Origin of the sequence: Bradyrhizobium sp. 45, from assembly GCF_023073155.1 — a bacterium.
GTDB lineage: Bacteria > Pseudomonadota > Alphaproteobacteria > Rhizobiales > Xanthobacteraceae > Bradyrhizobium > Bradyrhizobium canariense_D.
Genome location: NZ_JADPIX010000144.1, coordinates 88,088 through 111,182, shown reverse-complemented (window position 1 = coordinate 111,182; position 23,095 = coordinate 88,088). Strand labels below are relative to the sequence as shown.

14 protein-coding genes and 7 pseudogenes are annotated in these 23,095 nt (G+C 57.8%); 12 read left to right on the top strand and 9 right to left on the bottom strand.

Going from position 1 to position 23,095, the window contains the following annotated elements:
- A pseudogene (locus tag IVB42_RS36100) lies at positions 1-322 on the bottom strand (IS110 family transposase); the annotation flags it as partial.
- On the opposite strand from IVB42_RS36100, the pseudogene IVB42_RS36095 reads away from it, so the two are divergent.
- The 5 genes and pseudogenes from IVB42_RS36095 to IVB42_RS36075 form a co-directional block, all read left to right on the top strand.
- Positions 318-1,064 (top strand): annotated as a pseudogene (locus tag IVB42_RS36095) (transposase); the annotation flags it as partial. The pseudogenes IVB42_RS36100 and IVB42_RS36095 overlap by 5 nt on opposite strands.
- A 96-nt stretch (positions 1,065-1,160) precedes the next feature.
- Positions 1,161-2,691 (top strand): annotated as a pseudogene (gene istA, locus IVB42_RS36090) (IS21 family transposase).
- Positions 2,657-2,971, top strand: a pseudogene (locus IVB42_RS36085) (ATP-binding protein); the annotation flags it as partial. The pseudogenes istA and IVB42_RS36085, both read left to right, overlap by 35 nt.
- A gap of 53 nt (positions 2,972-3,024) precedes the next feature.
- Positions 3,025-3,498, top strand: a complete 474-nt coding sequence (locus IVB42_RS36080; RefSeq protein WP_247471977.1) for a hypothetical protein — start codon at positions 3,025-3,027, stop codon at positions 3,496-3,498.
- Positions 3,499-3,995: 497 nt separating this feature from the next.
- Positions 3,996-4,157, top strand: a pseudogene (locus tag IVB42_RS36075) (IS21 family transposase); the annotation flags it as partial.
- A 4-nt stretch (positions 4,158-4,161) separates the two neighbouring features.
- Here the strand turns inward: IVB42_RS36075 and IVB42_RS42415 are convergent.
- Positions 4,162-4,503 carry a hypothetical protein gene (locus IVB42_RS42415; RefSeq protein WP_247370239.1) on the bottom strand — a complete coding sequence of 114 codons (342 nt, stop codon included), beginning with the start codon at positions 4,501-4,503 and terminating at the stop codon, positions 4,162-4,164.
- Between the two features lie 567 nt (positions 4,504-5,070).
- Between IVB42_RS42415 and IVB42_RS36060 the strand changes: the two genes are divergently transcribed.
- From IVB42_RS36060 to IVB42_RS36035, 6 genes are all read left to right on the top strand, one after another.
- Positions 5,071-5,790, top strand: coding sequence for an outer membrane beta-barrel protein (locus IVB42_RS36060; RefSeq protein WP_247370231.1), 720 nt, complete (start codon positions 5,071-5,073; stop codon positions 5,788-5,790).
- Between the two features lie 27 nt (positions 5,791-5,817).
- Entirely contained in the window at positions 5,818-7,335 is a 1,518-nt protein-coding gene (locus IVB42_RS36055) for a GMC family oxidoreductase (RefSeq protein WP_247471975.1), read from the top strand.
- 588 nt (positions 7,336-7,923) lie between these two features.
- Positions 7,924-8,667 carry an aminotransferase class III-fold pyridoxal phosphate-dependent enzyme gene (locus IVB42_RS36050; protein WP_247471973.1) on the top strand — a complete coding sequence of 248 codons (744 nt, stop codon included), beginning with the start codon at positions 7,924-7,926 and terminating at the stop codon, positions 8,665-8,667.
- Between the two features lie 29 nt (positions 8,668-8,696).
- Entirely contained in the window at positions 8,697-9,638 is a 942-nt protein-coding gene (locus IVB42_RS36045) for a sulfotransferase (protein ID WP_247471971.1), read from the top strand.
- Entirely contained in the window at positions 9,635-10,882 is a 1,248-nt protein-coding gene (locus tag IVB42_RS36040; protein WP_247471969.1) for an MFS transporter, read from the top strand. The genes IVB42_RS36045 and IVB42_RS36040 overlap by 4 nt, the downstream gene beginning before the upstream one ends.
- A 1,428-nt stretch (positions 10,883-12,310) precedes the next feature.
- Entirely contained in the window at positions 12,311-12,844 is a 534-nt protein-coding gene (locus tag IVB42_RS36035) for a hypothetical protein (protein WP_247471968.1), read from the top strand.
- Positions 12,845-13,564: 720 nt separating this feature from the next.
- On the opposite strand, the gene IVB42_RS36030 is transcribed toward IVB42_RS36035, so the two are convergent.
- The 5 genes from IVB42_RS36030 to IVB42_RS36010 form a co-directional block, all read right to left on the bottom strand.
- The gene (locus tag IVB42_RS36030) at positions 13,565-14,539 is read right to left on the bottom strand and encodes a hypothetical protein (protein WP_247370215.1); all 975 of its coding nucleotides are present in this window, start codon (positions 14,537-14,539) and stop codon (positions 13,565-13,567) included.
- 4 nt (positions 14,540-14,543) lie between these two features.
- Positions 14,544-15,722 (bottom strand): DUF3696 domain-containing protein, encoded by a 1,179-nt coding sequence (locus IVB42_RS36025; protein ID WP_247370213.1) that lies wholly within the window; start codon positions 15,720-15,722, stop codon positions 14,544-14,546.
- A 5-nt stretch (positions 15,723-15,727) separates the two neighbouring features.
- The gene (locus IVB42_RS36020) at positions 15,728-16,897 is read right to left on the bottom strand and encodes a DUF262 domain-containing protein (RefSeq protein ID WP_247370211.1); all 1,170 of its coding nucleotides are present in this window, start codon (positions 16,895-16,897) and stop codon (positions 15,728-15,730) included.
- Positions 16,898-17,062: 165 nt separating this feature from the next.
- A complete protein-coding gene (locus IVB42_RS36015) occupies positions 17,063-18,007 on the bottom strand; it encodes a hypothetical protein (RefSeq protein ID WP_247399412.1) in 945 nt (314 codons plus the stop codon).
- Entirely contained in the window at positions 17,994-19,937 is a 1,944-nt protein-coding gene (locus IVB42_RS36010; protein ID WP_247370207.1) for an N-6 DNA methylase, read from the bottom strand. Before IVB42_RS36010 ends, IVB42_RS36015 begins: the two co-directional genes overlap by 14 nt.
- 577 nt (positions 19,938-20,514) lie before the next feature.
- Here IVB42_RS36010 and IVB42_RS36005 point away from each other — a divergent pair.
- A pseudogene (locus IVB42_RS36005) lies at positions 20,515-20,613 on the top strand (resolvase); the annotation flags it as partial.
- A gap of 291 nt (positions 20,614-20,904) precedes the next feature.
- Here the strand turns inward: IVB42_RS36005 and IVB42_RS36000 are convergent.
- Complete coding sequence (locus IVB42_RS36000) at positions 20,905-21,807, bottom strand: DUF6538 domain-containing protein (RefSeq protein ID WP_247399405.1); 903 nt, start codon at positions 21,805-21,807, stop codon at positions 20,905-20,907.
- Between the two features lie 989 nt (positions 21,808-22,796).
- Positions 22,797-23,052: pseudogene (locus IVB42_RS35995) on the bottom strand (IS3 family transposase); the annotation flags it as partial.
- Between the last annotated feature and the right edge of the window lie 43 nt (positions 23,053-23,095).

The following is a 23,095-nucleotide window of genomic DNA, read 5'->3' as shown; positions in this document are numbered from 1 at the left end:
TCGAGCTTCTCTATGCGGGTTGTAAGCAGCTCAATCTGTTCAGCGAATAGGATCAGGGCAAAGCGGGCGGCGCCGGGGATCCTATTGTCTTTTTCGTCCCGGAGAAGCACCAGGAGTTTTGCGATGCTTGCCATGCCTGTGCCGGCGATAATGCCCAATTCGGCCATATGAGCACGTAGGGCGTTTGCAGTCTGGCTGCGCGCCTCATCAGCAGCTCTCGCGTTCGCAAAATCATGCTGGCCGCTTGTTGTTCGGCAGTCTTCACCGGTACGAACCGCATTGTCGGGCGGGTGACCGCCTCACAAATGGCTTCAGCATCCGCCACGCGCATTCAATATGAGGGCTATCTTCGGCGAGTAGATACCAACGCGGCAATCCTCAAACAGGCTGAGACGGGCATCTCCATAAAGGAGATCGTACGGCTCACCGGCCATAGCCGGGGCCTCATCCGCAGGGTATTGCGAGGTCAGCGATCCGACGTGTTCAGGGTGCGCGAGAGCTCGCTCGAGCACTACCTGCCGTGGCTCGACGCTCAGTGGGCTGCTGGCCATTGTAATGGCGCCGACCTTTGGCGTTGCCTCAAGGCGTAGGGATTTAGAGGCTCGGTGCGGGTCGTTACCGAATGGACGACACGCCGTCGACGTGCCGAAATGCCCGATGCTCAGAGCCTGCAGCGGGTACCATCCGCCAGAACGATCGCTCGCCTGATGACCAATGGCCGAGATACGCTATCAAAGTCAGAAACCGTCACCATCGCGGCGATCGAGCAAGGCGTTCCTCTTTTGGTGGAAGCTCGAGAGATCATAGCCGCTTTCCATGCGATGATCCGCAAGAAGGCTCACGTAGAGCTTGAACCATGGTTGGAACGAGCGCGCGCAAGCCTCGTCATGTCTTTCGCCAATGGCGTCATCAAGGACAAGGCCGCTGTCAGCGCAGCGATCACGACGTCATGGTCCAACGGACAGACCGAGGGCCAGATCACCAAGCTCAAACTGGTCAAACGCCAAATGTACGGACGCGCCAAGCTCGACTTGCTACAGGCTCGGCTAATCGGCGCCACATGACGTGCTGCACCAAAATTGCGTCAGAGCCCAATATTGACCCCCCGTACAGGTTAGTCTGTTGCGCTGCCTGCTTTGTCATGAAGCAGGTGGTCGGGGATGCTGATCGTGGAGACGATTGCCCGGACGGCGCGAGCACTTCATCAAGGGCAAGACGATCAAAGAGATCGCCCGTGACCTGAAGGTGTCGCGGAACACGGTCCGGAAGGTGCTGAGGTCGGAAGAGACCTCATTCGAGTACGAGCGTGTGGTCCAGCCACGGCCGAAGCTGGGAAGATGGGCAGTAGAACTTGACGGATTGCTGGCAGGGAACGCGGCCAAGGCTGCTCGCGAGCAGCTGACGTTGATCCGGATCTTCGAAGAACTGCGCGAGCGCGGCTATTACGGCGGTTACGACGCCGTGCGGCGTTACGCCAGGCGATGGAGCCAGGAGCGCGGACAATCGACCGCGGCGGCCTACGTCCCGCTGAGCTTTGCGCCGGGTGAAGCCTATCAGTTTGACTGGAGCCACGAGGTCGTCCTGATCAATGGCGTGACGGTGATGGTGAAGGCCGCCCATGTCCGGCTCTGCCACAGTCGGATGCTGTTCGTGCGGTGCTATCCGCGCGAGACGCAGGAGATGGTGTTCGACGCCCGCGACCGGGCGTTCGCCCTGTTCAAGGGCACCTGCGGGCGCGGCATTTACGACAACTGAAGACCGCCGTGGAGACGATCTTCGTCGGCAAAGGGCGCCTCTACAATCGCAGCTTCATGCAGATGTGCAGCCATTACCTGGTTGATCCGGTTGCCTGCACGCCAGCGTCGGGCTGGGAGAAGGGTCAGGTCGAGAACCAGGTCGGGCTGGTCAGGGAACGCTTCTTCACGCCGCGACTGCGGTTCAAAACCCTCGACGAGTTGAACGCCTGGCTGTTGGACAAGTGCATCGCCTACGCCAAGGCGCACCGGCATCCGGAACTGCCCGAACAGACGGTCTGGGAGGTGTTCGAAGCCGAGCGGCCGAAGCTCGTTCCCTATGCCGGCCGGTTCGACGGCTTCCACGCGGTGCCGGCATCGGTCTCCAAGACCTGCCTGGTACGCTTCGACAACAACAAATACTCGGTCGCAGCCAGCGCCGTCGGACGTCCGGTTGAGGTTCATGCCTATGCAGACCGCATCGTGATCCGCCAGGACGGGCGCATTGTTGCCGAGCATCCGCGTTCATTTGGCCGCGGCGAGACGATTTACAATCCCTGGCATTATGTGCCGGTGCTGGCTCGAAAACCCGGTGCCTTGCGCAACGGCGCTCCCTTCAAGGACTGGGTGCTGCCGGCGGCGATTGAGCGTGTACGGCGCAAGCTCGCCAGTGTCGACGATGGTAACCGGCAGATGGTCGACATGCTCAACGCGGTTCTGACCGACGGCTTGCCGGCCGTCGAGGCGGCCTGTGCCGAGGCGATCGCTCACGGCGTTCATTCCGCCGATGTCGTGCTCAACATTCTGGCCCGCCAGCGTGATCCTGCGCCGCCGGCCAACATCCTCACCCCGGTTGCGCTGACATTGCGCCATGCCCCGATCGCCGACTGTGCTCGTTACGACCACCTCAGGAGAACCATCTGATGGAGCGTACTCAACTGTTCGACCTCATGGGTGAGCTCAAGCTCTACGGCATGAAGGCTGCCTTCGACGAGATCATGGCGACCGCTGTCAAACGCCAGCACGAACCCCAACGCATTGTCGGCGACCTGCTCAATGCCGAGATCAACGAGAAGCAGGCCCGCTCGATCAAGTACCAGCTCACCATCGCCAAGCTGCCGCTGGCCAAGGACCTTGAGGACTTCCAGTTCGAAGGCACCCCCATCAACCAGACCCTGGTCAATGATCTCGCCGCCGGCGGCTTCATCGCCCAGCAACGTAACGCCGTGCTGGTCGGCGTCGCTTCGGTATCACCGAATTCAGCCGCGAGCTCGACCGCAACAACGGCGAGGTGACCGGCCTCTACGACGCCTCCGTGCGTGGCTTCGATCCCTATCCGGATTTCGGTAGCCCCGGATTTGGGGATCCCTCGGGCGAGACGCGTCGGGCGCCGCTGACCAGTGCAGCCGTCGATCTCCTGACGCGCAAGCTGAACTGGCGGCCAGATGGCTCTCATGAGTTGAGCAACGCCGCGGTTACGTGGGCCTGGGATTTTGGCGCCGGTCCCCCGCAGTCCTTGTTTGAGCTGCGCCAGATCCTTGCGACGGATCCGAAAATGAAGGTGCTGGTCGGGCACGGCCTGTTCGACCTCGTAACGCCCTATTTCCGCTCGCAGCTCGTGCTCGATCAGTTGCCCGCCTTTGCCTCAGGGCCGCGCGTCAAACTCACGGTCTATCCGGGCGGCCTCATGTTCTACTCGCGTGATGCATCGGGCCAGGCTTTTCGCGCAGAAGTCGAAGCGATGATGAAGGCGGCGGCGAAATAAGTCAAAAGTAAGCGCTCGGGTGTGTCGTATGTCACCGCTTTCTCAGCGGGAGACCGCAACTGAAATCCTAGCGCCAGCTTGCGATTTTTGGAGATTTTCGGCTGACCGGTCTTTGCCAGCTTCTTTAGCGGCGTCACGGGGGGCAAATAGCCAGCTGGCAGTGCTCCATGCGCGCGGCCACGTTCTTCATCCCGGATTGGTTCTTGGCCAACTGAGCGCCTCCTCTTGGAAGCGCTGATAGTGAGAATCCATTCGGAACGCAGGAGCATCTGGTCTTTATCGGCCCGAGCCAAATCCAATGCGTGCGCGTTTCGCAGGATCGTGAGCGCGGATTTCAGGGGATCGTGAGCAGAGGTTTCAGACGATCGTGAGCAACGATTTCGCGGGATCGTGAGCAAGGTTTTCGGAGGCTTGCGCCGCTTCGGCCGACAACTCTACGGCTTAGGGATGACCTCGTCGTTAACGAGGAAGCCCAATGCCTACCCGAGAGATTGTCGATGCGCCGGATCAAGGAAGTCCTTCGGTTGAAGCATGTTCAAGGCGCACCGGAGCGGGCCTTCGCACGGAGCGTCGGCGTCAGCAACGGCGCTGTGTACGGCTATCTGAGCCGCGCCCGCTCTGCTGGGTCAAGTTGGCCGCTTCCGGAGGGGATGACCGATCCTGCTACTCGACCGTCTCGACGACACGCAGCTTCTCTTCCCAAACCCGCTCAAGCGAGCGCGCCACAAGACGGTTCTCGGGCTCTACGGCGTCATACTGACGCCGAGCGCGCTCGGCCTCGTAGCGGGCGCGCTCCACCCGAAGCGCCTGGCGCCCGAGCTGACGGCTCTCCTGCTCCAGTTGGCCCGCCGCCGCGAGTGCGATCTCAATCTGATCCGGCACCAGGGCATCGAGGACCACCGGCTCAACCAGCGGGTCAATCGCTAAAGGTCCGGACTTCCTGGCAAAGTGCACTGCCTTGCTGATCCCGATCTGAACGGCAGCAATAGACCGGATAATCGGCATTCGGGCCCGTGTAGCGCATGCTCATGCGCCGTCCGCAACGGCCGCAGATCGCAATTCGTTGTAACAGAGCGGCCCCTTGCGCGGAACGCCAGAGTGTCCCGCCTCATAGCGGCAGACGTTATCTGCCAGTCGCCCCTGGTCGGCCATGAACTCCTCCCAGCTGACATAGCCTGCTGCTGTGATCACGCGGCCCAGATAGCGTTTGCGATCGGTGTTTATATGTCCAGCAATTCAGCTGCGATTTGATCTATCTCAGCTGAACTTTCTTGGACTGCTATTTCACCGCGCGGGTGCAAGAAGATTGAAGCAATCACCGCCTTTTGCAAGAGCGTTGGCTGGAACGGTCGATCGGCGGTGCCGCGTACAGCATGCGTTGTGTTTCACCAAAGACGCACGGCTTGTTTCGATCACAACGGGTCTTGTCGGAAAGATGACATCGCGACCAAAAAACCCGGAATGTGCATAGCGCGCGCTGGCCCGGATCCTGCACACCACACGCGGCGTAGAAGCGATAACACAACGCACGCCTCGAGCTGCGTTGAAGATCGTCGTTTGTTGAGAGGTGATATGGGCTCTGGAGTTGTTTTTTGGGGCGCAGCAGCATTTGCACTCGTCGCATCTGGCGCCGCCCATTCAGCGGATCTCCATCCGGCCATGAAAGTGGCTCTGTGGAGCTGGACTGGAGGATATATCGGCGTGCACGGCGGCGGCGGCCATGGCCGCACTTCCTTCAGTGACCCCTACGGTCCATCAATTTATGGCGACATCGTCAACACGCCTGTGTTTCTGGCCGGAGGACAGATCGGCTACAATTGGCAGACGAATGGCTGGGTGTTCGGCGCCGAGTTAGACGCGAGCCATGCTGTCTCCGATGGCACGAACAGCTGCCTTGCCTTCTCAGGCAATGTCGTGATTGCTACCTGCAAGGCAGGTCCAAACGTCTTTGTCTCAGGGACCGCTCGTGTCGGCTACGCGTTTGGCCCGCAGGGCCGCACGCTGGGCTACGTCAAGGCAGGGGTCGCCTGGCAAAGCAATGGCGGCGAGATCGCCAACAACAACGAATTCTGGGATGAAAGCTTTGCCGGCTTTCCGCGGCACGTCACGCAATTCGATTACGGCCGTTTCGGCTGGACCGTCGGAGCCGGCATTGAGCAAGCGCTCACGCCTGCTTGGTCCTTGAAATTCGAGTACGATTACATGAGCTTTGATGGGACACGTCTGGCGACACCCCCGACCATGCAGGGTCCGCCATTTGCGATCATCCCCCAGCACAAGCAGCCTTTCTAGCAGCTATCTCTTGCGACAGGTGGGACAATGACGTCCAAGTCCGTTGACGTATGTGTAGTTGGCAGTGGCGCCAGTGGCTCAATCGTCGCCCACGAGATCGCCCGAAAAGGATTCCGGGTGCTCGTCCTCGAAGCAGGCCGGACGCTTCCCGCCGGTGCCTCACTGGCAACGGTTCGAAACGGCGTCGATGATGCCGCCCTGGCGCGCGCTCCTACCGGTACATTGAGGCCGTTGGGTCGACCCTGGACAGTCTCGGCGCTCGGCGGTGGGTTGACATTGTACGCAGGCATCGCATTCCGCTATCGCACCGTCGATTTCGACGCGAGAGCGCATGTCGCCGCGGACGCGCTCGATCCGGTCTGGCCCGTCGATTACGATATACTACGTCCCTACTACGAGGAGCTCGAACAGCGGATCGGGATAGCTAGACTAGCTGGTGCCGATCCGCTCGAGCCCCCCAGCGATCCCGCCGTGCTGCCGCCGCACAGATATAGCTTGCAGGGCGAACTGATCGCGACTGCGGGCGGACGTCTCGGCCGGCTGCCATTTCCCACCCCGCTGGCAATCAATTCTATCCCGTACCGCGGCCACGCGGCTTGTGACCGCTGCGGCCCCTGTAACGAACACCTCTGTCCAAGCGGCGCGCGGGCCGATGCGCGGTCCTCGTTCACTGACGTCTCCCTGCCGCCGGGCGCGCTGTCGATCGCCCCTGGCAGCAAAGCTGTACATATCGCGCTTGGTAGGCTTGGCCGCGCGGACTCCGTGGAATGGCTGGACCTGGTCACTCGGCACCGCGCCCGGGTCCGCGCCCGCTGCGTGGTGCTCGCTGGCAATGCGATTCAATCTGCCGCCTTGTTGCTACGCTCAGCGCAGCGAGCGGCGCCTAACGGCATCGGCAACGCCAGTGGCATGCTCGGGCGCGGCATCTGCTTCAAGGTCAGCGGCTACGTGTCTGGCACCGTCACGATCGACCGCGTGCCTTCGCATCCGCCCGGCGGGCCGTTCTCAACCGTTGCAATGACCGATCATTACCTCGACGCCGAGGCACCCTCCGGGCTAGGCGGACTTATTTACGAAGCTAGTCCGGCACAGCGGGAGGTCCGTGGCCGAAACGTCACGCTGAGAGTGCATTTCCTGGCGGCCGACCAACCTATGCGCAGCAACGCGGTTCGACTAGCTAACAGTCAAGATCAGCTAGGCTTGTCCAACATCATTCTCGAATACCGGACTCATCCACTGGACAAACGGCGATTAGGTTATTTGTCCCGGCGCGCGTCGGACCTGCTTGCTGCGGCGGGCGTGAAAAAGATCGCTTACGAGGAGTCCATGTATCAGTTCGGTAGCGGTCATCTGCATGGTGGCTGTCGAGCGGGGAATGATCCAAGGGAGTCCGTGGTCGACCGCTGGGGTCGCGTGCACGACATCGACAATCTCTACGTCGCGGACGGCGGGTTCTTCCCGTATCCCGGAGGGGTCAACCCGACCTTCACCATTCAGGCGAATGCGCTGCGGATCGCGCGCAGAATCATCACGCAACTGGCTTGATCGGCTGAGACCGGAGAATTCTTATGCTCAGCACGCCCCATGCCACGTTGGCGGTGACGGAAACGCACAAATCGGCACTGCGCCGTGCCTTACGGGTTACCGCGTCAGAGAAATGGGATCTCAATCGGCGTTTTCCCCTCGTGATGAGCCGTGCCTCCGGCGCGCATGTCTGGGATGTCGACGGAAGACGATACGTGGATCTCACCTCCTGTAGTGGAGCTGCACCGCTCGGAGCCGGATATGAACCGGTCGTCGATCATGTCGTCTCAGAGCTGCGCCGCACCGGCGGCATCCTGCCCGGGCCATTGTCCGTGCACCGGATCGAGCTGGCCGAACGGCTCGCGGAGATATTCCCACGAGCGCAACGCTCGTTGTTTTTCCGCACCGGCTCCTGCGCTACGACCGCCGCAACCCGCCTAGCTCGCGCGCACATGGGTACGAATCTGGTGCTTACCAGCGGGTATCACGGTTGGCACGACTGGCAGTTGCAGGACCGTCCCGCGATGGGGCTACCCCGACCGGGACCGGGACAGTGTCGACTTCCGCTACGATCTCGACCTATTCGAGAAACTTTCCGGTGAGCAGCGCGTGGCTGCGGTAATCATCACACCCGAGGTCAACTTCTTCCCACCCGAATATCACCGGGAATTGCAAAATCTCGTCCACCGGCGCGGCGCCCTGCTTATCCTGGACGAGGCTATGACAGGATTCCGCTACGGCCTCGGCGGCTATCACACCGCGGTCGGGCTTGCACCCGACCTGATCACACTTAGCAAGGGACTGGCCAACGGCATGGCACTTTCGGCGGTCGCAGGGCGAGCGGAGGTGCTCAACGCCGCCGAGAAGACCTACCTGGGCAACACCTATCAACGCGAGATCACCCCAATTGCGGCAGCGCTGAGCACCCTGGACGCCCTGCGCAACGGCGCCGCGCTCGCCCGGATGCGACAGGTTGGCATGCAAATTATCAACGGTCTCAACGGGGTCTTCGCTAGCGAACAGGTGCGGGCTCGCGCGGTCGCATGGCCCACGATGTTCGACGTCGTGTTTGCCAACGCCGATCTTGGTTTCGCGTTCTTCCAGGAGATGTGGTCGCGCGGCTTCCTTATGCAGTACGGTGGCCGTTTCATGCCGTCTGCCGCGCTGTCCGATGCAGACGTGCAGGCCGCGATTGAAGCCGCCGGGCAGGCGTTGCCGGCGGCTCTGGTCCGACTAGAGAGTACTGGCCGCGATACGGACCTGATGGCCGCGGCGGTGCGGTTTGCCGGTGATCACTTCCTCGCAACCGCGGATTTGGTCCGGCGTTGGTTCACCGAGCCGAGCCATCCATGAACACGAGAAGTCGAATAGGGGACACCGCCATGCCCGAGGCCGCCGCGTTCTCCACCTCGCCGGTTCTGCTCGGGGGCGATAACCGGTCCGGCACGACCTTGCTGAGCGTCGTGCTGGATTCGCATCGCGATCTGGTCGTTGGGCCGGAGATCGATTTCCTAGAACCGCCGAACCTCGGCCCGCATGTCCTGGACGCGACCGACTTGCTCGCTGCTAATGACCCACGGGTCACCGGCATTGTCGAAAGCGCAATCGACCCGTTCTGGTATGACGGAGCGCACTTCGTAGTGCAATGCCTGTGGTTCGGCTTGAACTTCGACGACGTGCGTAGACTCGTCACGAACGTGATGAAGGAGTTAGCGAGCGACATCGTTTCGTTCACCGACAGATGCAGTCTGATCAACGAGATTGGTGAGTTCCGCAGAGCGCAAACCGGAGCCAAGCGATGGGGCCTGAAGCTGCAACGCAAGATCGCCCAAATCGACGCCTTCGCTGGTCTGTGGCCAGATGCGCATTTCGTGCACATCGTACGCGATGGTCGCGACCTAGCGGCCTCGCATTTGAGAACCGTACCGGAGTGGGGTTACCGGACCGTAGCTGAAGCCGCGCACGGCTGGCGCGAGATTGTATCTCAGCCGCATCGCCTCGCGCCGCCAGAGCGCTATCTTGAGGTTCGCTATGAAGATCTGGTGACGAGTCCCCGCTCCAGCCTTATGCGAGTTCTGAATCACTTGCACTTGCCCTGGCACGGGGCCGTGCTGCGACACGCCGAATGTGAGCACGCATTGTTCGAACGGCCCTACGGCCACCCGGCGGCCGAGTCCACGGGCAAGCCTTTGCACGCGGGTCGCCTTGGTCGCCACACGCAGGATTTGACGCCCGCGCAGATCGCGGAGTTCGAGGGCATCGCCAGCAGTGAATTGGCCCGATTGGGCTATTTGTCGGCCTCGAGCCTGGTCATCGACGCGTGAATCCCGCTGAGATCTTCACAACAGCTCGTGGATTGCCACGCAGCTATTTGGCAGTACTCGCCGGGCGTACGGTGTCGGAATTGGGTTCCGAAGTGACCGTGCTGGCGCTACCGCTGACGGCAATCACTCTGCTGGAGGCCGGCCCGGCACAGACCGGGCTACTGCTTGCCTGCGGCCGGGCGCCGAACCTGATGATCGGCCTGTTCGCCGGGGTGCTCGTGGACCGCCTCCCACACCGATGCATCCTGCTGACCGCCAATTTGATGATGGCGGTAACGCTCGCAACCATTCCGATACTCGCCAGCCTTGGGCAACTCGGAATGTTCCTGCTATATATGGCGACCACGCTTGTCGGGACGGCCGCAGTTATCGCCGACTTGGCCTATTTGGCATGTGTGCCGACGGTCGTGGATCGGGCTCGACTCGTCAGGGCGCAGAGTTCCTGGCAGCTCAGCAGATCTGGCGTTATGGCAGTCGGTCCATTCCTCGCGGGCTGGCTAGTCAGCGCGTTCTCCGCGCCGTTCGCAATTCTCGCCGACTCGGCCTCTTTCGTGCTCGCGACCGCGTTGCTGCTACTGGTGCCAATGCGGGCGGCTGAGCCACCGCCCGCTGGATCAGGTTCGGTACTCGGTCAGATCACGGAAGGACTGACGACGGTGTTTGGCAACCCAATTCTGCGTGCTGTCACGTTGGCCACCGGCAGCTTCATCTTCTGCTACAACGCTTACTCCGCTGTCTTTCTGCTCTATTTGACGAAGCATCTAGCTTTGGACGGCTGGACGACAGGGGTAGTACTCAGCATCGGCGCCCTCGGTGGTGTGGTGGGTGCGCTCACCGCATCGTGGGCCGGCCGCACGATAGGCCTTGGGCCTGTGTTGATGGTCGCCCTGGCGCTCAGCGCCGCAGGCATGACTCTGACAGCGCTTCTCACGCAGCCGCGATGGGCGGCAATCGTGTGCGTGGCGCTTTCGCAGTTCGTGCTGTGGTTCGGTCAGGAGATCTACAACGTGCACCAGGTCCTCGTTCGATACGCGCTAGCTCCGGACCGGGTGCAGGGTCGTGTCAACGCGAGCATCCGAAGCGTAGTGTGGGGGCTTGCACCACTAGGTGCACTGCTTGGCGGTGTGGTCGGCGCCGGGCCTGGCCTGCGCACTACGCTATTGGCCAGCAGCGTGCTGGGCGCGGTCTCCGTGCTGTGGATCTGGCGATCGCCCCTACGTCATAAGCACAGCTTGCATCTCTGATCGCTACGGATTGGCAGACAGGGCTGTGTATGAAGATCCCCGAGCTCGGCGATCGCGAGCTACGGCGGCCTGACGTTCTGGCGGATCAACGTAAACTTCGTCGCGGACGGTCTTCCTTCTTTGTGGCGCTCTGGCGGCCACGCCTTGGCACTATGATGCCGTTGAGGTGAGGCCGTTCACACCATCAAGGATGAGGAGATCGACCCTGGCGAGGCTTTTCATGCGCGCGGCGATGCGACCGTCACCCTTAACCAGGGACAGCTCATCGATCAGGGTGGGCAGCCGAGTGTGACGATTTTGGCTAGAGTTATTCGCACCAATTCCCGGCTGTGGAGGCCTCGTGTAGATCCTTCTTCATGTTGGCCACCGAGACTTGCAAGTATGTGGGCCAGGTCCAAGCGAATTGCCTAGTGAGAATCGGAAACTCTATCGCGCAGGCGGCGACTTAACTCACGGAAGCGAATCATAAGCTGCCGCCGGTTCGACCACCCGATCAGGGCTCTTGTTTCAACAAGAGCTCTTTAGTTCTTTCACTACAACGGGCTGATTGGGGCGAAATGTATTTTCCCGGAGCAAAGTGGAGTGTCTTTTGAGCGCCATTTGGTCTCGCTGATCATCAGGTTGCGCTGGCTGTTCCTGCGCAAGGACATTTCGCTTGTCGACCGCTGCGCGATAGGCATCTCATGCCAGTCTCAAGGTTGCAAGAAAGCGGCTCAGTGCTGCCTGCGGCGCAGAACTGCTCTTGGATTTTCGTGACGAAACGCAATACCGTTCCATCACTCGGAGAGCGGCTAACCCGGAGCGAGGCGCGCGTCGGGCAGGACGGCTTTCTCGGGCCCAGCAGGTTGCGCGCAGCCGCGGACGACGTGCACGGGAAGCAATGACTCGCGAGGCGGACAAGCCCTCTCTGGTGGGAACGGAGTGAAATTGACCCGTGAGGGCGCGCCCTCTTTGCCGTCGAGCACCTGAAACCCCCTCGCCGTCGGCCCTCACGGTACGCTCCTTGCGCTCTCCAAACGACGCGAGCGTCGATCCAGCGGCTGCGCGAGGATTCAGCGCCGATCGCCTCTGTCGCCCGGACTTTCGCCCTCCCCCGATCCCGCGAATACACTAAAACCGCCTAAAAACAAGGATGCAAAAAAACGGGTCGAGTTTTGTGACCACCGCTGTGTATCACCGGATCGGCCCGGCAGGCCATCAACCTCAGGCGATTTGGAGGCGTCTGGGGGGCAGGCGTGCTTCCCTCCTCTCGTCGATTCTCGCCCGGACGCTGACCTGTGGGGGGCGGCGCCGCGTTCGGCGAATTCGGCGGTGGGTCTCATCGCGACGGCTGACCCGTCCGGGCGCCGGGCGGCCCCAGGTCGTCCCATACCAAGGATTCGGCAGCGACGCCTGGAACGGCGACCGGATACGGGGCGGTCGACCTGAATGGTGTGGACGAGCCGGATCGAAAAGAGGCTGCGGACCATCTGGGTTCGGCAAGTACATAAGGCGCATCAAGGCGCACATCCTCTACAATCGTCGCTATCAGCTCGACCACCGTTTCGTTCATCAACCCGTCGTTACGCGATTATCTTCAGGAATATCAACGGGCAGTGGAAGATCTCAGGTCGCGGCCGATCGGCGACTGCGTCACCAAGTGATGCAGCCGCTCTTCTCATTGCCGTCGCCGCCACGCCGATATCCGGACCGGCAATGAGCATCGCCAACTACGAATCCTATGCGAACCTGCATGCCGTAGATCTGTTGAAGGGCAACATTGGCAGCTGGCTGACAATAGAATCGTTGTGCGGCCTTTCTGATGGACACTCATTGTTGGAAGCTCTTTCGTGGATAATCGACCATTTGTCGAAAGGCGCGCTGCTGCCAAACAGCAAAGGGATCATCCCTCAGCGCGGCGAATATCCCTATCACATCAATATCAAAGTTGATCTCTACGCCCCTAGATCGACTCAACGATAAGAATCGAACGCACACCTGAGGGTTCGTTCGAGCCCGATTTGGCGGAGACGATCCATTACTATCCGGCCATCGATGACGAGCCGATGGATTCACCCGATCCGCAAATAGACTTTGTACAAATGAGGTCATTTGGAATGCTCACTCTCTGGTCTCTAGCGGAACTCTTTAATGATGGTACACAGCCGAAGTGAGATCGGCTTGGCCGTAGAACCAAAACTAAATCGTCCGCAATAGACCGAACAGGTTTTGCGTTTTTGTATTCGGGACTGAAGTAATGAACGAAGCTAGTCTCCGACCTCAACGTCAAAGCGATCTGCCTACATCATTGCCGCCGCGCGGACTGTCACGCATGCAGGCCGCTGAGTATATTGGCGTAGTCGCCACCATGCATCGTGATCCACAACGCTGTTCGGAGCTAGTCTTCTCAAACCTCGTTCAGAGGGACTGAAACGAAGCTGGGTAATCTCAATGCCAACGCTCCGTCCCACATTGTCCCAGCCCACAAAGTCCGGCGTCTCAGAGTCGTCCAGGATGAAACTCTCCGACGTAATGATTTGATACGCGGTCAGAAATAACCCTAAATGCTCTCGTTCGGGCTCTCGCTTTCCATGCTCCGAATCAGACATTTCTCGGCTCTCCCGTAATCAAGCCAGTCCACGAGACGTCCGTCGAACGGATCATGAGAGCCGCTGGTAAGTTAGGGAAGCAGCCTGGCGGCGCTCAGGTAGGCTGTGACGAAATCGGAAGATGCCGCCCAACATAGCCTACTTCGATTTTTTTCTCTTTGTCGTGCAAGAAGATATGAACCCGATGAGTTCTATCGACCCAAATGTGATCTTCAAAAGTACGACTGACGCCATCTTCGCCGCGAAACTTACGAGCGTTGGCATATCTTGCCATCGTCGCCTCGGATTCCCGAGTGATCGGAGGTAGCATTGCTGGGGGATGAGCGGTTGCCGATTCTCGCCAAGCCCCCGCTAGATTATCAAGTTCTGACAAACGTCGAAATAGAAGGGGCAGCAACGTGGCGCTAAACTTTCCGATTTGGGACTCGACATCCAAACCGAAGGCCAAATGCGGAAACGCTTCGCTCCTCCTTTGCCAGAAGTTTCTAGACGTCAAATCACTTCGAACGAGCCGCGTCCGACGATCAGCTATCGCCACAGCATGGCTTGGAATCGCAACATGATCGAAGCAATAGGCGATTTCCTTCGACAGGAAACCCATAGAGTCAAAGTCCCAAAGCCCGCTCCTAAACAGGCCCACGAGGATCGAGTTTGTTACGGCACACAACACCGCATCGAAGGCCGCTGCTTGAACACTAGGAAACGTCTGCTCATATCCCACAGCAGCTTCCTCTGGCGCGACCTGAAGCAATTCATCGACGACACTGTCTTCTAGGCCCACGTCTGAAGGGATTGCCCTGCTGAGTTGGTCGAAAAACGCAGCATAATCATGATAAGTGGTTCCATAGAAGGCATGCGCCATTTCGCCCAGCGTGACCTCAGACCCGTCGGCGTGCCGAGCCAGAACAACGTACCAAGGATCATTCGGCAGCCTAAACGTCGGAAGTACATCACTCTCTGCGTCGAGGGCCGCCAGACCCTCCAGCAGCAAAGCCAGATGTGGCTCTGCCTCTGCTCTGGTGGGATAGGGAGGATTCAGTGTTGCCGAGTTGAAGACGTAGTCCGCCATGGCATCACTGCTTCGGACGCAATAGACGAGCGATGTTGCGCCGGCTCTGATCAAAGAACCCCGATGGCCACTCGCTCAGCTTTCCCTCGGAGTTCAGCGTCGGACTTGAAACACCGATTTCACCGGACGTTCTCTGAAAATAATGGAAGGCTGCGCTGCTAGAATCTAAAATGCCGTCCCGAACGGCGATGCGAGCTCCGTCCATGACGTGGTCAGAATGTGTTTCGACTATAAGCTGAACTCCGGCCGCGGCCGCTCTGGCGCAAAGCTCGCCCAATTTCGTCTGTCCCTGTGGATGCAGATGTGCTTCCGGGTTTTCGATTAAGACCAACCCGCCACGAGGGGTTGCCAACAACGCCACCAGGACCGGCAAAACGTATGACAATCCGAATCCAACGTTCGTTGCCCGATAGTCTCTACTGCGAAGCTGACCAGCTGAGCCGAATGAAAACCCACTTACAACCAAATCAGCATCTGGGATTGTTTTGATCGACAGATTAACACCGGGACTTATTTCTCCCAGCCAGACCTCAATCTGATCTCGCAACCGCTCGCTTGGTGCGGACACTAGGCGAGGATCTGTAGGTGGAATTCGAATGGCGTCCTGAAACATCTCAAGCACGTGCAGCGTATATTCTCCCTGGCTACCAAGAACCAAGGGAGATGCTCTTGAATGCAACATGGGCGAAAACTTGCGCGGACCGTTCCGTTCCGCACCAAGATACTGAAAGTTGCCTATGTGATCGGTGCGCAAATTCTTTGAGAAAATTGAGCCACCATCTTGTGCTTCGACCACTTCGATAGACGACCGAATACTTTCCTCGTCACCGAAGAGGGTTAGATTTTCTTCCGCAATCACATGGAAATTAAACTGCGCGACGCTAGGCGCCCTTTTGCCGAATTTGTTCCGCCTACTGAACGAAAGGCGAATACCCAAAAGGTCTTCTTTAGCACGTTCAAACCAAACGTCGGTGACCGCTCCAAGTTGAACTAGGTCACCGGCGGTTAGCAGAGTTCCGTGTCGAAGAATTCCATCCAGATAAGATTGCCGCAGCAAAAGCACACTTTGGATCACGCTGCTTTTTCCCATGCCGTTAAGACCGGTAAGCAAGGTGAGCGGCGCGAGACGAATGCGCTGATCGGCGAAACATTTGAAATTTATAAGATGCAGTTCATCGATCATCTGGCTTACTCCGACAGAAATTCGTGGACTAATCGTCCCACCTCACCGAATCTCTTGGAGACACGACGAGGAACTCCGGTCGAATACGAGATTGAGATGACGAACTCGGGGTCATCACGGACAAGCAATTGAAAGGCGTCGCGCACGGCTTGCTTTTGTTCTATTAGGCGGGAAACTGCACTATCACTCAAGCAAGATAGATTGACGCTCCACGCTTCGAACAACGGCTTGCTAACTGGATTTCTGCCTCCGCCTAGAGTACGTGGCTTGCGAAATGCATCTCCATCGAAGATGCTTGTTGCCACGATCATCGCTCGCCTGAATTCCATCCCTAAAGAGTCTCTTCCCTCTTGAGGCATACTGTTGATTTGCCGCATCGCGTCGTTTAGAAACGCGTCCAAATCATTTACCTTGTATTCCGCCCAAGGGGTCATTCTGAACGCTAGGAAGCGCAAGACCATCTCCTGCGCATCCATTCTCTCATCACGAACTCGATTGTCCGTTGCAGATTTAAATTCGGCACAATCCGCTAAGCCCCGCAGGAATTCGCGCACAGGCCCTTTATTTAAGGCATTCCGTATTTCCTGCCCGGTGAGGGGTGTGCCACCGGTATTAATGCGCTTAAAGATATTGATCATAACCTCCTCGGGAGTACCGGGCTGGATCACGTTGATGACCAACTCTGTCTCCTCAATGCGCCGCTGCATTGATCTATCAAGGCGGCCGAAAGTCAGGCCATCTAGAGCATCCAGGTATTCGAGTCCCGTGAGCGGAAACACGTTCTTCATAAAATCAAATATCGTTGTCAAACGCTGCAGGCCGTCGACCACCGCCCAGTCATCACGGTGGTTCGCCGCCACGTAGAAGACCGGAAGTGGAATGCGAAGAAGCAATGATTCGATAAGTTGACTTTTTCTTCGAGGGTGCCAGACGCGAGCCCGGCGCTGAAATTCCGGAGCGAGGTCCACCTCCTCGTGATCAATCCTCCGAATAATTAGATCGATCGTTTTTCTTTCTGTCGTTACCTTTATCTTGTCAGGATCAAACGGCTTATCGATGATCCATCCTTGATCAAGCCGCTCCTCTTCAACGCCCAACGCAGTCGAAACGGCCTCGTCGACGAGCGTTTCCTTATCCGCCTCTACATCCGTCATGGCATCACCAGTGTTGGCCAATGTGTCCGGCGCCCAAATCCATCAGCCGCACCCTCTACCCCTTACGCACAACAATGCGTTTACGTAAGCGCGCCGCCTTAATCATTCCCCCTCCCCTCACCAAACTAATGATCCCGGAGGAGCGCTCTTCCAATGTTCCGTAAACGACCGCCGGGCCAAACAGCGTCACTCAAGTCGACTCCTCAGCCCGTCCCAATACGCTGTAGATTTCATGATTATCTCGATTGTTTCTTCGTCAACCTCGCTTTTTTTAGCAGGCAGAAGGACACTCTGGCGACTTAGCTTCTCCATGAAGCACTTTCGATAATAAGAATAACGCCATTTCTCACGCGCCATCATAAGCTGAATGAACATCAGGGTCGAAACTTTTAGCGGGGATCTTGCCGTGCAGATCGCAACGTCGTCCTTCGTGGCGAAGTCATAGGGGTGATACTTCGTAGTCAGCGTATTCATCCCATTGAAGGCAATTGTTAGCTTACGATTATAGATGTTCTCAGGGGGCACGGAGACAAACCGCGTGATGCCGTTATCCGCATCCCCGCAAGATATGAGCGGAACATCACCATCCGGCAATTCCGCCGCGTTATGATAATCACCGGAAGCGAGCTCAAATAGCTCATCCAACGCAAACGGGCGAAACTTTACTTCCCAATTTTTCTTTTGCTTCGTTTGCGAGACAACTGGCAGGAATTCCTTCACCGGGAAGGAAACATTCGCTTCGATGGGATCTGGAATAGCCAAACGCCGGATGCGATCAGTAGTTGCCTGTCGATACCAATTGAATCGCCACTTCAATGCAGTGTTGATATGGGCGGCTAAATAGCCCAACGTTGCGGTGCTGAGGGGCACCTTTGGCTCTAAAACTATTAGGCCGCTTCCACCGTTTCCGCGTGCAATGTAAGGAGCAATTTGAAGCGTTGCCTCGCAAAAAGCAGATAGAACAATACCGTTGAACTCATACACGCGATCATCCGGCTTGGCTGCCACGAAACCGAGCACACCGTTGTCTTTAAATCCATTCGTGACATACGCCACATCGCCCGCTTCGTAGGTAGAGAAACTCGAAGCGGTCGCAGTATGGGGTTCAAAGATGTCTTCAATTGTCGGCATCGAGTTTGTCCGCAATGGATTCTTTCCGGAATCGAATTAGAAACGAAGCCGTTTCCCTCACAAGATCGTCTGCGGCTTTCTCGATGTCGGCCTTAGTCACCGGCTTACTTTCGATGTATGCTTCAGGAACAAGTTCCAGCAGAGGATCGTCGTAGTCAATGGGAGTGGTCTTACAAAGCATGGGCTCGTTCACCGCAACCGATCCGGGATGTGCCACAAAACTTCGCAAAGAGGGCAGTAGTTTGGGGATGTCATCCGGAACGCTCCGAGGTGGCCGCATTTCGACGCCAGGCAGACGCTTAGATTTTATCTTTAATAGTCCGTCCTCCGCGATGCGCCCCCAGAACACGTCCTGTTCCACCGGATGTGCAACGCCCTTTTTGATGATCACACCGGCGACCTGTTTCAGCGCAGTCGGATAAAACAGTTCGTCTGGCAGGGTCACCACGCTTAGGAGTGTGTGTTTCTTTAGTAGCTCATCTCGACGCCACACCTTTTCTTCCCGCGAGCCAAACAACGCATCAAGCGGAAGAAGCGCAAACAGAATCCCCCCATCAGACATCAGGTCTAGAGCTCGCGAGACAAAACGATACTCTTTTTCGCTGTCTCGCAACGCGAAGGGCGGGTTCATCAGGACCCTCGTTACCGGGGCCGAGTTAGTGGCCGGAAGTGTCTTCGAAAATCTAGCCGACGAATGACCGTTCACGGATTTTGCAGACATATAAGTCGAGAAGCAATTTCCCTCAGTGATGTTGTGCTTCCCGTCACCCCGAAAGATCATATTCACGATCGCAAGGACCGCGACGTACGATTCTTGCTCGATTCCGAAGAGATTGTACTTCTTGAAACGGTCTAGCTGGGCCTTCGTGCTATTGCGTCGGACGTAGTCAAACGCGGCAACTAGGAACCCGCCGGTGCCGCATGCCGGATCTAGCACAATGTCCGTGGGACCAACACCGATCGCTTCAACTGCAAACCTCGTGACGTGCCGCGGAGTGAGCACAATGCCGATCTCCTTGGCTCCATTTCCATACTTCAAAAACACCTCGTAGAACTGACCGAGGACGTCTGTGCTCGAATTCATTGCAGAGCGGATATTCAAATTCTGCAGTTCAAGAATAGTTCTGACCAACGCATTCTTGAATTTGGCGTGGTTAGTGTTGTTTGTCGGAACGAGTATTCTGACAAAGGGCGCGAATTCCGGCTTTCCGTTACTTGAAAGTTCGGCCTCGCTCCTAGCATTGATTTCACCGATCAAAACCTGAAGGCTTGTCTCTAAATTGGGAGGCTCATCAATCACTGAGAGGAGCAACGCGGCCATCGTTCGTGCCCGCTGCTCTTTATTGATGCCACCTGCGTGCAAAATCTCATTGATTCGCTCGGCCGCCGAAATGAACAGCCACTGCGGCGGTGCGAATTCGTGAACGTCCGCCCCCCCGTCCTGCAATAGTACGCGCACGTCATCGGGCGACAGAAGCCCGGTCGCCTCCTTCTTGTTGATTGTGACAGTGCGCCATTTGCCGTCGACCCGAACAGCCGTGCGCATCAAATAGCCCGACGCCTCATTGCCTGCCACGCCGGTCGCTAGGATGGCCTTGTATTGGCCGGGGGAACTATTGATCTTATCCCCATAGAAATCGGTCGCTTCTTGCAGTGCCTTGGCCAGATCCTTTCGATTCTGCTTTGCTTCGATGATCCAAAGCGATCTTTCGGAAAGCTTAACGACGTTTTCCGGCCGAACCTTACCAAAGGAATTCTTTATGTGGGCGTCACCCAAGCACTGATTTTGAGTCCAGACCTGACCACCGGCGCCCTTCGAAGGGTCCTTCACAATCCATCCGAGATCGCGGAGCCGCTGCCTGATGAATTCATACGCCTCAACTTCTGTCTCGCTGGGCTTCAATAGTTTTTCAGCTTTTTTTATTGCCATCTCGTCTCTCGGCGCGACTACGTTGAAGGTTTGATTTTAGAGGTTGCTGCCGAGGTGTGTCCCAATACGGGCTCTTGCACAGAGGGCAGACTTTTGGCTCGCCAACTCTGCTGCGCGGCACCCACTCGTGCCTGCATCGCTCACAGCGATATCCTGCAATTTTGACTTTCGGCATCCGAGAAACTGTAATAGCCATAGTAATATCGGTCAACTATATTACTAGAGAGAATCGAGAATTCAGTCTCAAAAGCAAATTGAAGCTTCTACGTTTCTCAATGCCGTTTGATCGCCTCTCAGCGTCATCACACCGGGCAGAATCACATTTTGGGTCGCAAATGAGAGAGCTGACGTCGTAACGACGTCGCGGATTGCTCCCCCGCCCCAGGGGGGCGTCAAGCGACATCTCCAGCGCTACTCAGGCTCCCGACGACAACACCGGCTGTGTGCCGAAGCGAATGGTTTCCAACCAAAGGGAGCCTCCACCTGAGTCAAACTGACTCATTGGCGCCGTATCGGAAAGCCCTAACATTTGGGTCACCGGACGTTGTTGCAAATGTTGGAGCCCTTCATGTCGTCTATGATCAACCGCTTCGTTGCCTACTACCGCGTATCGACCGCGAAACAGGGAGCATCCGGACTCGGATTAGCTGCACAGAGGTCCGCCGTTGCGGCCTACGGGTGACGCGAATATCGCCTTCAAGTCGAGCCTCTCGAATGCGTCCGACGCGTCTGGTAATTATCGACCGAGAACCTAATGGCCTTCCCAAAGGGATTCACGAAGCCTGGGACCTTATCGAGGAAGCCTTCGCGCTCGGCCCGAGAGACGATCCCGCCCAGAACCTGAACGATCTTATTCACGGTGCTTGCCTCGCGGGGTTTGAACCCAGAAAGGTCCCGCTTGAGCAGCTCCGGCAAGGGAAGCTTGCGGAAATCGCGCGGCAATGCAGCGGGAACCATGGCGACCGCATCACGAAACTGGCGGGCCCTCTCGCGGGTAATCTCGCCAAGCCGGAGATCGCCGTGCAGTTCCTTGAAGTACCGGATGGCCTGCTCCGCCTCCGTCACCGGGTTGGCATTTGGCTTCTTGGCATTGTCGCGCCGAACCACCGGCAGCCCATGACGAGAGCTTGGGCCCCCGCTCATCGGTGGCCCGCTCGGCCACTACCGGAGTCAGTATGATTTCCCCGCGCTGCCGCTTCTTCATGGCATCGTAAGCCCGCACATGCGCTTCAAGGACGACGAGGGCGGCCTTCTGAAACTCCGGCGAGGATTTGCTCAGGTAGATGCCACGCGCTTTCAGGGCGACATTAGTTTCCGGATAGACGATCTTCGGATCACGACGGGCGTAGGCTGCTCGGAACTCGTCTTCAAACACCGGCAGCAGTTCACCGTACATGTGAGCATGATCGGCCGACATTCCCATCTGTGTGCTTGGCGGCACCGACACGAGGTCGGGCCACACCGCTCGCAGCTGAGGGCTTTGCAGATGCCGCCGGTCGCCACCATCCATCCGCTCAGCTTCATCCTCCGCAAGCAACACGGCAAAGACCTCATCACCTAATTGCTTCAGATCGATGTCCACGGGCAGCGGCACGACGGCGGGCGGCTTCAGGGCTTCCACCGCTGCGTCAAATAGCTGAGCCGCCTGCAGGGCCTCCTGATGGTCACGCCGCTTTGCCTGCTTCAATTCCTTCGTCGCGAGGGAGCGAACGAGTTCACGCTTGAAGCGATGCGTTTTCGGATTGATGAGGTCGGGGAAAGCATCGCGCATGTGAGACGGCACGGGCTTCCCCGCCAGCGCTTCAGGCAGCCTTTTGCGAAATTCGTAGGTGCCGGACGCACGCCGTTGCATGTAACTCAAAGCCGCCATTGTGGACCACCTTTGTGGGCTACGTTTGTGTAGCAAGGCGGCCTCTCTAAGCTCATGATTGCTTAGAGTTTTCAGCTTTTCAATGGCTTAGGGATTTGATGGCGCTCCCTACGGGAGACGAAGGGCGACCTCACAAAGCCTTATAAAACCAACACAAATCGGCTTGCCTGCGCGCGAATGCTACCACTGAAAGCTACCACCGAACAACGTCAAAAAGGCTGTCGCTGCCCGGGCCGTTTCACCTGAATGCGACAGTCTGGGAGGGACAGAGCAAGATGGCCATAGTGTGCGGCTGAGAGTACAGTTCTCAAAGAGGCTAGGAACTAATGGATACTGTCTACGACCGCGAGCCGTCAGGAGCACGTTATGGGGTGTCCGCGCTGTGGCAACTTCCCGACAGACGACGGCGAAGTTGAGATTTTTGAATGTGATAACAATCCGCAGCACATCTTCTGCAACGGATGTGGCAACGGGACCAAACACGAACGAAGCTATGTTCTGAGAGAAGCCGGTTGGTTCTGGCCCGAAGAGAGAAGTACGACGATATCCTACACCTATGTATGCCCGCTATGTAACTCTGGATGTACGCGGTTACGGCGCGAATACATTGATTATAGCGATGATTAATGCCTCGCTTTGATGTCTGCTACGTCCTTGCGGAGCCCACGCCGGACATCTTCGTGCGAGGAAGGACCTCGCCAACAGATCGTTGAGGCCACAGCAAATCCGGGTGGTTTCTCTCTATCGTTTAGCTTCTCCTCGACCCGACGGCATTTGTCGCGATAGACTGATCTGATCTCAATCAGCCTCATCCTCGTCATCCGGGGCGAAGTTAAAGTTAATGGGGTTTTCCAACCGATGGGTCCGGGCTTCTCGCGCAACCGTCCCCACGACGCGACGTAGCGGTGCTCGTGGTGAGCCATAACCCCGTTTGATAATCCGGGTCAGACAAAGCCATCTGAGCTGCTGCCGGTTTGATGGACACCGGGTTAAGCTAATCCCACCTTGCGTTCGAACTCAACGGGGCTGATGTATCCGATCGCGGAATGACGTGATGTAGTCGAACACATCTGCCCTGGCCTCGTTCCTGGTGCGATAGATTTTGCGCTCGGTGCGCTCGGTCTTCAGCGAAGAGAAGAAGCTCTCCATCGCTGCGTTATCCCAGACGTTGCCGGAGCGGCTCATGCTGCACACGATGCCGCTGTCAGCCATCAGGCGCTGGAACTGTTCGCTGGCGTATTGGGCGGATTCAAATGGTCGTCGCAACACCAGAGGTTTGGAGGTTGCG

Coding starts and splice junctions, on each gene's coding strand:
- IVB42_RS42415 (WP_247370239.1), bottom strand. CDS start 4,503: ATGCCGATTATCCGGTCTATTGCTGCCGTTCAGATCGGGATCAGCAAG.
- IVB42_RS36060 (WP_247370231.1), top strand. CDS start 5,071: ATGGGCTCTGGAGTTGTTTTTTGGGGCGCAGCAGCATTTGCACTCGTC.
- IVB42_RS36055 (WP_247471975.1), top strand. CDS start 5,818: ATGACGTCCAAGTCCGTTGACGTATGTGTAGTTGGCAGTGGCGCCAGT.
- IVB42_RS36045 (WP_247471971.1), top strand. CDS start 8,697: ATGCCCGAGGCCGCCGCGTTCTCCACCTCGCCGGTTCTGCTCGGGGGC.
- IVB42_RS36035 (WP_247471968.1), top strand. CDS start 12,311: ATGGTGTGGACGAGCCGGATCGAAAAGAGGCTGCGGACCATCTGGGTT.
- IVB42_RS36030 (WP_247370215.1), bottom strand. CDS start 14,539: ATGGCGGACTACGTCTTCAACTCGGCAACACTGAATCCTCCCTATCCC.
- IVB42_RS36025 (WP_247370213.1), bottom strand. CDS start 15,722: ATGATCGATGAACTGCATCTTATAAATTTCAAATGTTTCGCCGATCAG.
- IVB42_RS36015 (WP_247399412.1), bottom strand. CDS start 18,007: ATGCCGACAATTGAAGACATCTTTGAACCCCATACTGCGACCGCTTCG.
- IVB42_RS36010 (WP_247370207.1), bottom strand. CDS start 19,937: ATGGCAATAAAAAAAGCTGAAAAACTATTGAAGCCCAGCGAGACAGAA.
- IVB42_RS36000 (WP_247399405.1), bottom strand. CDS start 21,807: ATGGCGGCTTTGAGTTACATGCAACGGCGTGCGTCCGGCACCTACGAA.